The organism is Streptomyces sp. NPDC006602 (genome assembly GCF_042870385.1).
In the GTDB taxonomy this organism is placed as follows: Bacteria; Actinomycetota; Actinomycetes; order Streptomycetales; family Streptomycetaceae; genus Streptomyces.
The window spans coordinates 274,988-288,327 of record NZ_JBIAHG010000003.1 but is presented as its reverse complement, the minus strand read 5'-3'; the positions used below and the strand labels follow the sequence as shown (position 1 = coordinate 288,327).

The following is a 13,340-nucleotide window of genomic DNA, read 5'->3' as shown; positions in this document are numbered from 1 at the left end:
CCCCAGCCCCCCCCCCCCCGCCGCGGCCCCCCCCCCCCCCGCCCGCCCCGCCCGCCCCCCCCCCCCCCCCCCCCCCCCCCCCCCCCCCCCCCCCCCCCCCCCCCCCCACCGCCTTGTCCGCATACGTTCGTCCCGCTGCGAGCCGCCGGGTCAACGGTGGCTCCCCATACGGGAGATCGGGGGTGCGCTGGTGCGCATCGGACTGCTTACGGAGGGTGGCTATCCGTATGTGAGCGGTGACGCCAGGCTCTGGTGCGACCGCCTCGTGCGCGGGCTTGAGCAGCACGAGTTCGACATCTACGCGCTCAGCCGCAGTGAGCGCCAGGAGGACGAGGGCTGGGTTCCACTGCCGTCACAGGTCAGCAGGGTGCGGACGGCACCGCTGTGGACGGCCGAGGAGGACGGGGTCGGGTACGGACGGCGCGCGCGCCGGCGGTTCGCCGAGTGCTACGGCGAGTTGGCGGCCGCCTTGTGCGAGGGGGGTGTCGCAGAGGCCTCCGGGGGGCCGTCGGCCGCTGAGGCGGACCGTTTCGGCAGTGCCCTGTACGGGCTCGCCGAACTCGCCCGCGACGAGGGCGGGCTGGTAGGAGCGCTCCGCTCCGAGGCCGCCGTACGCGCCCTGGAACGCGCTTGTCGTGCGCCCGGCGGCATGCGTACGGCGCGCGAGGCGCGCGTACCGGATCTGCTCACCGTCGCCGCGCATCTGGAACGCGCTCTGCGTCCCCTCTCGCTCGACTGGTACGAGGACGACGACCTCGGCTCCGTCGACCTGTGCCATGCGACCTCCGGTGGCGCGGCGGCCCTGCCCGGGCTGCTGGCGCGGCACTTCTGCGGCGTACCCCTCCTTGTCACCGAGTACGGCGTGCGGCTGCGTACCCACTACCTGACCGTCACGGAGTCCTCGCCCGCGGTACGCGCCCTGCTCACCGCCTTCCACGGCAGACTCGCCGCCGAGGCCTACGGCCGGGCCGCCATCGTCACACCCGGCAACGCGCACGCCCGCCGCTGGCAGGAACGCTGCGGCGCAGCCCGCGACAAGCTCCGCACGGTCTACCCGGGCATGGACGCGTCCCGCTTCGCGGAAGTCGGCGAGTCGCCGGAGTGCGTCGATCCGCACACCCTGGTCTGGGTCGGCCGGGTGGAACCGGCCAAGGACCTGGTCTCTCTGCTGCACGCCTTCGCGGAGATCCGCAAGGAGGAGCCCAAGACCCGGCTTCGGATCGTCGGCGCGCCCGCAGGCTCCGAGGGCCTGGCCTACCTCGGCCACTGCAGGGCACTTGCCGCGCAGCTCTTCCCCGACGAGGCGGACGGCCCGCACGCCGTCGGTGACAACCCCGTCTCCTTCGAGGAGATCGGCGGCCCGGAACTGCCGACCCTGGCGCACGCGTACGCCGCGGGCAGCGTGACCGTCCTGTCCAGCGTCGTCGAAGGCTTCCCGATCAGCCTGGTCGAGGCCATGTTCTGCGGCCGCGCGACGGTGTCCACGGACGTCGGCGCCGTAGTGGAGGTCATCGGCGGCACCGGCCTCGTCGTACCCCCGCGCAATCCGAGGGCGCTCGCCGAGGCGTGCGTGGCGCTCTTGCGCGACACCGCGCGCCGGGAGCGCCTGGGCGCCGCCGCCCGTGCCCGCGCGCTCGAACTGTTCACCGCTGAGCAGAACATCACGGCATTTCACGGCATTTACCTGGAGATCGTCTCGCGTACCCCGATGCGCCGCGTCCTCCTCGACGACACCGGCGAACCCCTGCCGTTCGCCGCCCCGGCCGAGGCCCATGTACCCGGCCGCTGGACCGAACAGAGCCTGCGTGTAGTGGCCCGCGGCGGGCCCGGCTGGGCCGCGGGACCGCCCGTACGCGCCACGGCGCCGACCGCGGCCAAGGAGGGAGCGTCATGAGCGAACTGGGCGAACTCGACCGCCCAGGCACCCCGGACAGCCCCGGAGCCTGGGACGTGCGGTCGGAGGAGTGGCTGGTGCCGCAGGCGTACGTTGCCGACCCTCGGCCCGCAGCCGACCGCGACTGTGACGCGAACGACGGCACACGCGGCCCCGGGACGACCAGAGCCCCTGGCCCCGCCGCCGCGGCCCCCCGCCGCACCGCCGCCGACCCGGTCAAAGCCCTGATGCACCGTCACCGGGACCTCTGCGAACGAGCCGTCGACCCCCTGGAGATCGCCGCGGGCCTGGAGGCCCACGGCGTCACCGACCGCACCGCCGCCCGCTTCCGTCACCGCGACGTCTTCTCCCTGGCCGAGGAGATGTACGCCCGGATCCCCCGCGACGGCGAAACACCAAACCCCCCCGTCCCCGAGCCCGTCTCCCACCCCCGCGTCGGCTGGGCCCTGCTCACCCTCCTCCCCGGCACCCTGTGCACGGCGACCGTGATCGGCCTGCATCTCACCCACGGACAGACCCGCCCCACGGTCGCCGCCGCGGGCGCCCTCGCCGTGGCCCTCACGCTGCGCGCGGCCCTCGGCCGAGGCCCCCTCAGCCCCAGACCCGGCACCCCCACGACCGGCACCAGCACCTGGACGTACTGGCTCATCGCCTACGCCCTCCTCGGCGACGGTCTGCTCCGAACAGCCCTGGCCGGCGGCCCCGACGGCCTCCCCGACGGCACCGCGCACGCCCCCTGGTCCCTCGCCGCCGCCCCCGTCCTGGCCCTGACCTGGTCCTGCGCCCCAGCGGCCTGGACCACCCACCTCCTCACCACACGAGCCCGCCGCAAACTGACGGCCAGCCGCGGTCTGGAGGACTTCGCCGCCTCCGTACGCCCCCTACTGCTCGGCACGTTCGCCCTGTTTCTGGGTGCCCTCACCGCCCTCCTCACCCCGACCGCCGCAGCCCTGGACGAACCCGCCGCCTACGCCCAGACAACCACCCTGGCCGCCCTGCTCCTCCTGTCCCGCCTCCTCACCATCCACCGCTTCACGCACGCCCCCGCGGTCATCCTCATGGCCACCGCCGCAGCCCAGGCAACGGCCCTGGCCACGGTCTTCGCAGCCCGCCTCCCCGGCTGTGACGTCCTGGCCGTCCCGGTCCAGACCCTCACCGACACCTGGGGGCCAGGCATCGTCCAAACCCTCACCTGCGGCACCGGGGCGCTGATCCTCCTGATCCACACCAGCCGCACCCTCACCCGGGCCTCGGCCCACGCCCCGACGGAGAAGCAGCGGTGACGCGGCCAGCCCCGCCCCGGCGGCGCGGCACCCGCGTACGGCGAGAAGGGGACGTGTCGGGGGGTGTCCGCCCGCAGCGGATGACGCGTCAACACGTTCGCCCTGGTGAGAGACCGATTCCGCGCCAGACCGAGGACAGACACCCCCCGGCGCGGCCCCGCCCCACGCACCCGCCGTAGGCGAAGACGCACCACACACACCCGCACAGGCCGCCGCAGGCATGGCATCCCGCCCCACCACCGAAGGCAACCCGCATGACGCCCCCGAAGGAGACACCCAAATGATCACCTCCCGACCCGACGCCTCGGCCCCGGGAGCAGCCCGATGAGAGTCCTGCTGATCGGAGCCAACGGCTATCTCGGCCGCTTCGTCGCCGACCGCCTGCTCGCCGACCCGGCCGTGCAGCTCACCGCACTCGGCCGCGGCGACGACGCCGACGTCCGTTTCGACCTCGCGTCCGGCAGCCCCGGCGCCCTCACCCGCTTCCTCGACGCGGTCCACCCCGGCGTGGTCATCAACTGCGCCGGAGCCACCCGAGGCGGCGCCCGCGAACTCACCCGCCACAACACCGTCGCCGTCGCCACCGTCTGCGAGGCCCTGCGCCGCAGCGGCTGCGGCGCCCGTCTCGTGCAGATCGGCTGCGGCGCAGAGTACGGCCCCAGCCAGCCCGGCTCCTCCACCGCGGAGGACGCCGTCCCCCGCCCCGGCGGCCCGTACGGCGTCAGCAAACTCGCCGCCACCGAGCTGGTCCTCGGCTCCGGCCTGGACGCGGTGGTCCTCAGGGTCTTCTCACCGGCCGGCCCCGGCACGCCGGCCGGTTCCCCGCTCGGCCGCCTCGCCGAGGCCATGCGCCGGGTCATGCAGTCCGGCGACGGCGAGCTGAAACTCGGCGGCCTCGGCGCTCAGCGAGACTTCGTCGACGTACGCGACGTGGCCCGTGCCGTACACGCGGCCTCGCTCTCCGCCGCGCAGGGCGTCATCAACATCGGCTCGGGCCGTGCCGTGCGCCTGCGCGACGCCGCCGCGGTCCTCGCCCGGGTGGCCGGATACGGCGGCGCCCTCCACGAACTGGACGGCCCTTCCGGCCCGTTGAGGGCGACCATCGGCCACCCCCGCATCGAGTCGGACCACGCGGCTCCGGTCGCGTACCCGTACCCCGACGGCTGCGGCAGCTGGCAGCAGGCCGATGTCCGCACCGCGCGCGACCGGCTCGGCTGGCGGCCCAGGATCGGCCTCGAGGAGTCCCTCGCCGACATCTGGATGGAGGCGGCATGCCGCATCTGACCCGCGCCAAACCGGGCACGGCGAGCACCGACCTCCGCATCGGCGTCGGTGTCCCTGGTTTCGCCCACCCCCTCGTCGCCCCGGCCGAGTGGGCCGAACTCACCCGCCCCGGCACACCCCTGCACTGGGTCGTCCTCAACATCTCGGACGGCCCCGGCAGTCGCCCCGACACGCACTGTCTGGAGGCGGCCGGCCGACTGCGCAACGCGGGCATCCGCGTCCTCGGCCACCTCGACACCACGTACGGCTCCCGCGCCTTGGGCGAGTTGGTCTCCGAGGCGCACCGCTATGTCGACTGGTACAAGGTCGACGGTTTCCTCCTAGACCGCTGCCCGACCGAACGCGCCGATCTGCCCGAGATCCGCCGCACGGTGACCACGCTTCGCGCCCTGTGTGACGACGCCCACATTGTCCTCGGCCACGGCATCCACCCGTACCCCGGATACGCCGAGAACGCCGACCAGCTGGTCACCTTCTCCGGCCCCTGGAGCGACTACCGCTGGTCGCAGGTGGCCGAGTGGACCGCCGACCACCCGCCCGAGCGCTTCTGCCACTTCGTCCACGGGGTGCCCCGCCCTCATCTGGAGGAGGCATTTCGCATCGCCCGCTGGCAGGGCGCGTCGACGATCTACTTCACCGACCGCACGGACCGTGGCGGCCGCGCCGATCCCTGGGAGACCATGCCCGGTTACTGGGACGAAATCGTCTCGCGGATCGGAACGGGTGTCTCGGAATGAAAAAGGCCATGGCACTGTTACAGCGAGAACAACCGTAATGATTGACCGACCAACGGAGTCCCCGTGTCGCTGCCACCCCTGGTCGAGCCCGCTGCCGAGCTCACCGTAGACGAGGTCCGCAGGTACTCCCGCCACCTGATCATCCCCGACGTCGGGATGGACGGGCAGAAGCGGCTGAAGAACGCCAAGGTGCTCTGTGTGGGCGCCGGCGGGCTGGGGTCGCCGGCGTTGATGTATCTGGCCGCCGCGGGCGTGGGCACGCTCGGCATCGTGGAGTTCGACGAGGTCGACGAGTCGAACCTGCAGCGTCAGATCATTCACAGCCAGGCCGACATCGGCCGCTCCAAGGCCCAGTCCGCACGCGACTCCGTCCTCGGCATCAACCCGTACGTGAACGTCGTCCTCCACGAAGAGCGGCTCGAGGCCGAGAACGTGATGGACATCTTCAGCCAGTACGACCTGATCGTCGACGGCACGGACAACTTCGCGACTCGCTACCTGGTCAACGACGCGTGCGTGCTGCTCAACAAGCCGTACGTGTGGGGTTCGATCTACCGCTTCGACGGCCAGGCCTCCGTGTTCTGGTCCGAGCACGGCCCCTGCTACCGCTGCCTCTACCCGGAGCCCCCGCCGCCGGGCATGGTCCCCTCCTGCGCCGAGGGCGGCGTCCTGGGAGTGCTGTGCGCGTCCATCGGTTCCATCCAGGTCAACGAGGCCATCAAGCTCCTCGCGGGTATCGGCGAGCCGCTCGTCGGCCGCCTGATGATCTACGACGCCCTGGAGATGCAGTACCGCCAGGTCAAGGTCCGCAAGGACCCGAACTGCGCGGTCTGCGGCGAGAACCCCACCGTCACCGAGCTCATCGACTACGAGGCCTTCTGCGGCGTCGTCTCCGAGGAGGCCCAGGAGGCGGCCGCCGGCTCGACGATCACTCCCAAGCAGCTCAAGGAGTGGATCGACGACGGCGAGAACATCGAGATCATCGACGTCCGTGAGATCAACGAGTACGAGATCGTCTCCATCCCGGGCGCCAGGCTGATCCCGAAGAACGAGTTCCTCATGGGCACCGCCCTGGAGACCCTCCCGCAGGACAAGAAGATCGTCCTGCATTGCAAGACGGGTGTCCGCAGTGCGGAAGTCCTTGCGGTCCTGAAGTCCGCGGGCTTCGCCGACGCCGTGCACGTCGGCGGCGGCGTGATCGGCTGGGTCAACCAGATCGAGCCGAGCAAGCCGATCTACTGACCCGGCATTCCGGCCTGAACGGCGGGGGCCTCGCGCACCGACGGTGCCTGGGGCCCCCGCCGTCGTCATGAGCAGACCCGGCCGTCTCTCGGTACCGTCCCGGCCAGCAGATACGCGTTCACCGCGGAGTCCACGCAGTCGCTCCCGCTCCCGTACGCACCGTGCCCCTCGCCCTTCCAGGTGAGCACCACGCCGACGTCCTTGCCCAGCTCGTCCGCCATCTTCCGGGCGCCCTCGTACGGCGTCGCCGGGTCGCCGGTGTTGCCGACCACCAGGATCGGCGCCGCACCGGGCGCGCTCACCTCCGGAGTCTCGTGCTGCCCGGCCACCGGCCAGTCGTGACACCACCCGGCTGTGTCCCAGCCAAGGAAGTCCCCGAAAACGGGCGAGATCTTCTCGAACTGCGGCAGCAGTTTCTTCGTCTCCGCGGCCGTCGGCCGCTGCTTGTCGTCCAAGCACGATATGACCCGTTGCGAGTGCGTCGTCGTGCCGTAGCGACCCGACGGGTCGCGCTCGTTGTAACTGTCGGCGAGCGCCAGCAGCTCCGCCCCGTCTCCCTGCTCCGCCGTCTCCAGGGCGCTGGTCAGCGTCGGCCAGCTGTCCTGGCTGTACAGCGGCAGGATGATGCCGGTGACGGCGAGCGTCTGCGTCAGCTTCCGCCCGGACGACGTCGGCAGAGGGTTCGCGTCGATCTCCTTCAGCAGGTCCGCGATCTGCTGGGAGCCCTGCGCCGGGTCCTGGCCGGTGGACTTCAGGTAGTCGTTCAGTGCGCGCTGGAAGCCCCGGGCCTGGTTCTCGGCGTGGCCCACCGTGTCGGCACTCGGGTCGACGACCGCGTCCAGGACAAGTCGCCCCACGTTCTTCGGGAACAGGTGGGCGTACACACCGCCGAGTTCGGTGCCGTACGAGATGCCGAAGTAGTGCATCTTCCTGTCGCCGAGAACCTGGCGCATCAGGTCCATGTCGCGGGCGGTGTCGGTGGTCGAGACGTGCGCCAACAGCTTTCCGGCGTCCTTCGCGCAGCCCTCGCCGAAGTCGGCGGCGTCCTCGAAGTACGCCGTCTCCTCGGCCGGGGTGTCCGGTGAGAGGTCCACCGACTCGGCGGCCTGGATCTTCTTGTCGCTGCGGCAGCGGACGCCCTCGCTGGCGCCGACCCCGCGCGGATCCCAGCTGACCAGGTCGTACCGCTCGCGGAGGAGGGAGGCGGTGGCGGCGTACGCCGGCATCGTGGAGACACCTGAGCCGCCGGGGCCTCCGAAGTTGAACAGGAGCGAGCCGATGCGGTTGTCGCCCCGGGCCTTGGTGCGGATCAGTGCGATGCCGATCGTCTCGCCGTCCGGCTTCGACCAGTCCAGCGGCACCTTGAGTGTCGCGCACTGCCAGTCGCTGCCCGGCGCGGAGGAGTCCGCGGTGGCATTGCAGCGACCCCAGCCGAGCTTCTGGGAGGTCAGAGAGGAAGGCAGAGCGGAGTCGGCCGTACCGGAGGATTCGGCCGACGGCTGTGCGCGGCCGGTCTTCCTGCCGCCCTTGTCGTCACCGGACGAGCCGCTGCTGCAGCCCCCCACCAGGAGCGTGGCGGCGGCGCCCAGCGCCGCCCACCGTACGAAACGCGTCATTGCACTTCCCCCTCGCCGGCCGTCCGCCCCGTGCCGCGGATGGCTGTCCGGCCATAGTAGGCGGATCACAGCACAGCCGCTGCGGCCTGTGGATAACGTTCTGACCTGCGGATCTCCTGGAATTCGGGCGGGCGGGTCAGGAGCAGACGGTGCCGGCCGCGGGGACCTTCCCGTCCAGCAGATAGCCGTTCACGGCGTCCTGTACGCACTTGTTCTTGCTGTCGTACGCCCCGTGCCCCTGCCCCTTGTATGTCAGCTCGACCCCGACGCCCTCGCCCAGCGCCTCCACCATCTTCTTCGCGCCCTCGTACGGCGTGGCCGGGTCGCCGGTGTTTCCCACGACGAGGATCGGCGTGGAGCCGGGCGCCCTCACATCGGGATGGTCGGCGGCGCCCGACACGGCCCAGTCGGTACAGCTGACCATGCCCCAGGCCAGGAAGTCGCCGAACAGGGGGGAGGCAGCCCGGAACGCGGGCAGTTTCCGCTCCACGTAGGCGGCGGTGTATCGCGGCTTGTCGTCGGCGCAGTTGATGGCGATGTTGGCGGCGGTGATGTTGCTGTACTCGCCGTCCGGGTTGCGACCGTTCATCGAGTCGGACAGCGCCATCAGGATCTGCCCGTTCCCGTCGTACGCCTGCTCGAGGCCCTCGGTGAGGTACTCCCAGAAGTCCCGCGAGTACAGCGCCTGCGCGATGCCGTTGGTCGCGGCGGTCTCGGTCAGCTCGCGTGGGTAGATGCCGGGGATCGGTCTGCGGTCGAGGTCCTCGAGCAGTCTGGCGATGCGGTCCTTGACGTCCTGAGCGGTGTCGCCGACCGGACAGTCCTCGGTCTTGGAGGTGCAGTCCTCGGCGTAGTTGTCGAGGGCGAGCTGGAAGCCCCTGGCCTGTCCGAGCGAGCCCTGTTCGGGGTTCTGCGTCGGGTCGACGACCCCGTCGAAGACCGCGCGGCCGACGTTCTTCGGGAACAAGTGGGCGTAGACACCCCCGAGTTCGGTGCCGTACGAGATGCCGAAGTAGTGCAGCTTGGCGTCGCCGAGGACCTGGCGCATCAGGTCCATGTCGCGGGCTGCGTCGGTGGTGCGGACATGCGGCAGCACCTCCTCGGAGTTCGTCTCGCAGGCCTCGTTGAACTCCTTGGTGTTCTTCAGGTACGTGGTGCGTTCGGCCGCGTCGTCGGGGGTCGCGTCCTGCTGGAAGTGCGCGTCCAGTTGGAGGTTGTTCTGGCACTCCACGGGGGCGCTGCGGCCGACTCCGCGTGGGTCGAAGCTGACCAGGTCGTAGCGGGTGCGCAGTTTCGCGTACTCCTCGCCGAAGGCGGGCAGCGTGGTGACCCCGGAGCCGCCGGGGCCGCCGAAGTTGAAGATCAGCGAGCCGATGCGCTCGCTCCCGGCGCCGCTCGCCCTCGCGCGGATCAGTGCGAGCTTGATCGTGTCGCCCTTGGGCTCGGCCCAGTCCAGGGGTGTCTTCATCGTTGCGCACTGCCACTTGTCGCCATCCGCCAGAGGCGACGGGGAGTCACCGCCGCCCTCCGCCGGGGACGGTGCCGGACAGTCCTTCCAGCTCAGTTCCTGGGCCGGCAGGTCCTCGTCCTGGGAGTCGTCGTCGCCGCAGCTCGCCAGCACGGAGGACAGCAGAAGGACGGTGACGGCGAGAGCAGCGGCGCGCAGCCGGGGAGGATTCGGCATGACCCCATCCTGCGGTCGCGCACGACGGGACGCTCGGGGCGCGAGCCGTACGAGGTACGCCGCCCCGACCGTCGTTCGCCGCCGCCGGGACGGTCGTACCACGATGGCAGTACTACAGCGCGCCCTTGCGCGTGAGCTGGTTGAAGGCGAGCCAGCCCGGCAGTACCGGCAGCCACAGGGTCAGCAGACGGAACAGCAGCACCGCCGGCGCGGCGACCTCCTTGGGGAGGCCGACGGCGATCAGACCGACCGTCAGGGTCGCCTCCACCGCGCCCACACCGCCCGGCGTCGGGGCCGCGGACCCCAGCGCGTTGCCGGCGAGGAAGACGACGGCGACGCTGGCGATGCTGATCGAGGTGCCCTCGGTGCCGAACGCCCGGATCGAGGCGTCCAGACACATCACGAAGCAGGCCGTCAGCAGCAGCATGCCGCCGATCCCGGTGACCAGCTTCTGCGGCCGCTGGAGCACGTCGAGCATGCGCGGCACGACACCCGCGAACAGCGACCTCACGCGCGTGACGACGAATTTTCGCAGGAACGGCACCGAGGTCACCACCAGCACGAGCACCGCAACCGTCAGCAGACCCGCGATGACCGTCCGGGACGGCGACAGCGACGGCGTCTTCTCCGTGCCGGTCAGATAGCCGAAGGACAGCAGCATCAGGATGTGGCAGCCGAGCCCGAACAACTGCGACGCACCGACGCTCGCGACCGCGAGCCCGGGGCGTACGCCCGAGCGTTGCAGGAAGCGCGTGTTGAGGGCGACGCCGCCCACGGCGGCCGGCGCGACGATCTTCACGAACGACCCGGCGACCTGGGCCGCCACGGTCCGCACGAACGGCACCCGCTCGGGCACGAAGCCCAGCAGGGCCATCGCCGCGGCCACGTAGCTCAGCGCGGAGAAGACCACGGCGGCGGCGACCCAGCCCCACTCGGCGTTCTCGATGAGCGGGCCGAACTCGATGTGCGTGAGCTGTGTCAGCAGGAAGTACGCGCCGATCGCGCCGGCGATGAAACTGAGCAGCGTGCGCAGCCGCACCCGCTCCAGCCGGGCCGGCTCCACCGGGGCCTGTGGCCTGATCAGCAGCACCTGGTGGCGGATCTGCGTCAGCAGATCCTCCTCGCGCGCCCCCTCAAGGGCCTCGTCGATGGCCCGCTTCTCGGCCCTGGCCTCCGCTTTCACGGCCTTCTTGTCGGGCTTTTCGAGTACGGGCCCGGTCTCGTGCGGCGCCTCCTCCAGGCGGGCCTGCTTGTCCTGCCGGGACGCCTCCAGGACCGCCTCCCGCTCCCGTTCGGCGCGCTCCCGAGCCAGTTTGCGCAGCGTCGCGCGCGTGGAGCGGCTCAGCGCGATGGGCTGCAGCATCGGCAGACAGTCGGCCACGGCGTCCGGGCCGAGCACACTCACCGCCGAGGCCACCGCGCGTTCGGCGCCCACCCGCAGGCCCAGCGTCGTCAACAGCTGGGAGGTGTCCATGCGCAACAGCAGGTCACCGGCCGCGATCTCACCCACACGCAGGTCGGTGAGGATCACCATGCCGGAACGATCCACCAAAATCGCGTCGCCGACGAGCCTGCGATGCGCGATGCGCCGGGACTGCAGTGCCCGCACCTGGTGCCAGGTGTCGCTCAGCAGATCGTCGGTGATCTCCTCGTCCGGGAGGGAGTCGAGGGTGCGCCCGCCGGTGTGCTCGTAGACGAGCATCACAGCGTCAGGACCGAGTTCGGACGTCGCGATCAGCTTGGGCGCGTTGGCGCCGGCCGCGATGGCCGCATACGCGAGGAGGGCCTCCTGCTCCAGCGCCTGCCGCAGCGACTGGAGGCTGCTGCGGGTGGCGAAGCCGCGCAGCGTCAGGTTGCGATAGGCGCGGTAGAAGAAGCCCTGGGCCTGCTGCTCCCGGTCGACGACCGTGACGTCCAGCGGTGGACCGTCCTCCAGGGTGACGAAATAGCGTCGCCCGCGGTCCCCGGTCTCCGGCGTGTCCGGCGCCTCCACGCGGGCCGCGCTCACCGGGTGGAAGCCGACGTGTCTGAGGCCCGCCATCAAGGTCCGGCCGGTGGGGCGGACATTGGGCGAGCCGACCGCGTAGAGCGTCCCGTAGGCGACCGTCCAGCCGATGAGCACCGTAAGGATGATCGAGAACGGTGTCGTGTAGCCGGTGACGAGCATCGAGAACGCGTCGAGCATCAGCACGATCCACAGCACCGCACGCCAGCGCGGGCGGCGTGACATGCCGACGGCCGTCATATAGGCGATGACGGGCGCCAGATAGCCGTGCACGGGGTCGGTGAGGGCGTGGATGTCGCCGGGGGAGGGCTGGGTGAGCGCCTCCTGGATGGAGTCCGGTGCGGCCTTGGCGACCCAGAGGTCGGTGGCCAGGGTCACTCCGTGCGCGAGGACGGCCGCGAGGACGCCGTCGGCGATGCGCAGCCCGTCGCGTTTGATCAGGCGCTCGATCGCGAAAGCGACCGGCACCAGGAGGATCGCGATGCTGGACGCCAGCCCCGCGATCTTGATCAGCAGATCCGGTGCCTGCCCCGTGCCCTTGTTGATGTCCTGTTCGAGGCCCGAGGTGGTGCCGTGGGCGAACGCGGCGATCGCGAGCAGTACGGCCACGGCCAGCACGCCCACCATGAGCCGCATGAGGTCGGAGGGCCGGTGCACGCGCGCGGGGAGGAGGGGTTCGTCACCCTCGACCTCGTCGGCATGTACCTCGTCGAGGTCGTCGGCGTCAGACGCGGACGGTGTCGAGGGCGCCTCCTCGTCGGCGTTCCCCGCACCCTTGTTGTCCGACTCGCCCGTCTTGTCTGTCTTCTCGTGCCCATCGGCGGTGTCCGGACGCGACGATGCGGCAGGGGTGCTCTCCGCGTCCTCGGGATGCACACCCTGCTGTTTCATCGTCTCTTCTTGGTCTCGTATCACCGGTCACCGCCCGCACGATGGTGGCATGCCCCACCGACACAGGGAGGTGTCAGGGTGCACATGCGGGGGCGCACAGTCTGCCGGAAGCGCCCTCTCAGGGCGAGGGATACCCACACGCGCGAGCGCGTCACGTTGTCGGTGGGGTGGGGCAGGATGGGGCGGATGAGCGAGGAGAGCCTTCCCGACGACGCCCGCGCGGAACACGCGGACGTGCTGCCGGAGTACCCGGAGTACGCCGAGCGGGTCCTCGACGTCGCCGAACGGATTCCGCCCGGCCGCGTCATGACGTACGGGGATGTCGCTGAGTGGCTGGAGGAGGGCGGTCCCCGCCAGGTCGGCCGCGTCATGGCGCTGTACGGGGGAGCCGTTGCGTGGTGGCGGGTCGTCCGCGCGGACGGTGTCCTGCTGGCGGGCCACGAACTGGAGGCGCTCGACCGCTACCGCGCGGAGGGCACGCCCCTGAAGGAGGCCGGCAGGGCCGCCGAGGGCCATCTCCCGCGCCTCGACATGAGACGGGCGCGATGGGACGGCGGCGAACGCGCGGAGGGTCACACCTGACAGCTTCCGCCATCGGACGGCCTCAGGGGCGCCCTGGGGTCCGTACGGGCGAAACGAGGCGCGTCCGTGACGGGACGGCGGAAACAGGGCACGTCCGTGGCATGCCGTACGTTCGTGGGGCG

General features: G+C 71.2%; 9 protein-coding genes. 6 read left to right on the top strand and 3 right to left on the bottom strand.

Annotated elements, in window-relative coordinates:
• Positions 1-190 precede the first annotated feature (190 nt).
• The 5 genes from ACFYO2_RS10065 (at position 191) to moeZ (ending at position 6,440) form a co-directional block, all read left to right on the top strand.
• The gene (locus ACFYO2_RS10065) at positions 191-1,894 is read left to right on the top strand and encodes a DUF3492 domain-containing protein (protein WP_388346744.1); all 1,704 of its coding nucleotides are present in this window, start codon (positions 191-193) and stop codon (positions 1,892-1,894) included.
• Positions 1,891-3,177: a hypothetical protein gene (locus ACFYO2_RS10060; RefSeq protein ID WP_388346741.1), complete on the top strand. Its 1,287-nt coding sequence runs from the start codon at positions 1,891-1,893 to the stop codon at positions 3,175-3,177. The genes ACFYO2_RS10065 and ACFYO2_RS10060 overlap by 4 nt, the downstream gene beginning before the upstream one ends.
• Before the next feature lie 324 nt (positions 3,178-3,501).
• Positions 3,502-4,461, top strand: coding sequence for an NAD-dependent epimerase/dehydratase family protein (locus ACFYO2_RS10055; RefSeq protein ID WP_388346738.1), 960 nt, complete (start codon positions 3,502-3,504; stop codon positions 4,459-4,461).
• Positions 4,449-5,198: a spherulation-specific family 4 protein gene (locus ACFYO2_RS10050; RefSeq protein ID WP_388346735.1), complete on the top strand. Its 750-nt coding sequence runs from the start codon at positions 4,449-4,451 to the stop codon at positions 5,196-5,198. The genes ACFYO2_RS10055 and ACFYO2_RS10050 overlap by 13 nt, the downstream gene beginning before the upstream one ends.
• Positions 5,199-5,261: 63 nt before the next feature.
• Positions 5,262-6,440 carry an adenylyltransferase/sulfurtransferase MoeZ gene (gene moeZ / locus ACFYO2_RS10045; protein ID WP_388346732.1) on the top strand — a complete coding sequence of 393 codons (1,179 nt, stop codon included), beginning with the start codon at positions 5,262-5,264 and terminating at the stop codon, positions 6,438-6,440.
• Between the two features lie 65 nt (positions 6,441-6,505).
• Here moeZ and ACFYO2_RS10040 read toward each other — a convergent pair whose 3' ends face one another.
• From ACFYO2_RS10040 to ACFYO2_RS10030, 3 genes are all read right to left on the bottom strand, one after another.
• The gene (locus tag ACFYO2_RS10040; RefSeq protein ID WP_388346729.1) at positions 6,506-8,056 is read right to left on the bottom strand and encodes an alpha/beta hydrolase; all 1,551 of its coding nucleotides are present in this window, start codon (positions 8,054-8,056) and stop codon (positions 6,506-6,508) included.
• Positions 8,057-8,192: 136 nt separating this feature from the next.
• On the bottom strand, positions 8,193-9,740 hold the full coding sequence (locus ACFYO2_RS10035) for an alpha/beta hydrolase (RefSeq protein WP_388346726.1): 1,548 nt from the start codon (positions 9,738-9,740) through the stop codon (positions 8,193-8,195).
• A 112-nt stretch (positions 9,741-9,852) separates the two neighbouring features.
• The gene (locus tag ACFYO2_RS10030) at positions 9,853-12,636 is read right to left on the bottom strand and encodes a lysylphosphatidylglycerol synthase domain-containing protein (protein WP_388346723.1); all 2,784 of its coding nucleotides are present in this window, start codon (positions 12,634-12,636) and stop codon (positions 9,853-9,855) included.
• A gap of 186 nt (positions 12,637-12,822) precedes the next feature.
• Here ACFYO2_RS10030 and ACFYO2_RS10025 point away from each other — a divergent pair, with 186 nt between their 5' ends.
• Positions 12,823-13,218 (top strand): MGMT family protein, encoded by a 396-nt coding sequence (locus tag ACFYO2_RS10025; RefSeq protein WP_388346720.1) that lies wholly within the window; start codon positions 12,823-12,825, stop codon positions 13,216-13,218.
• Positions 13,219-13,340 lie beyond the last annotated feature (122 nt).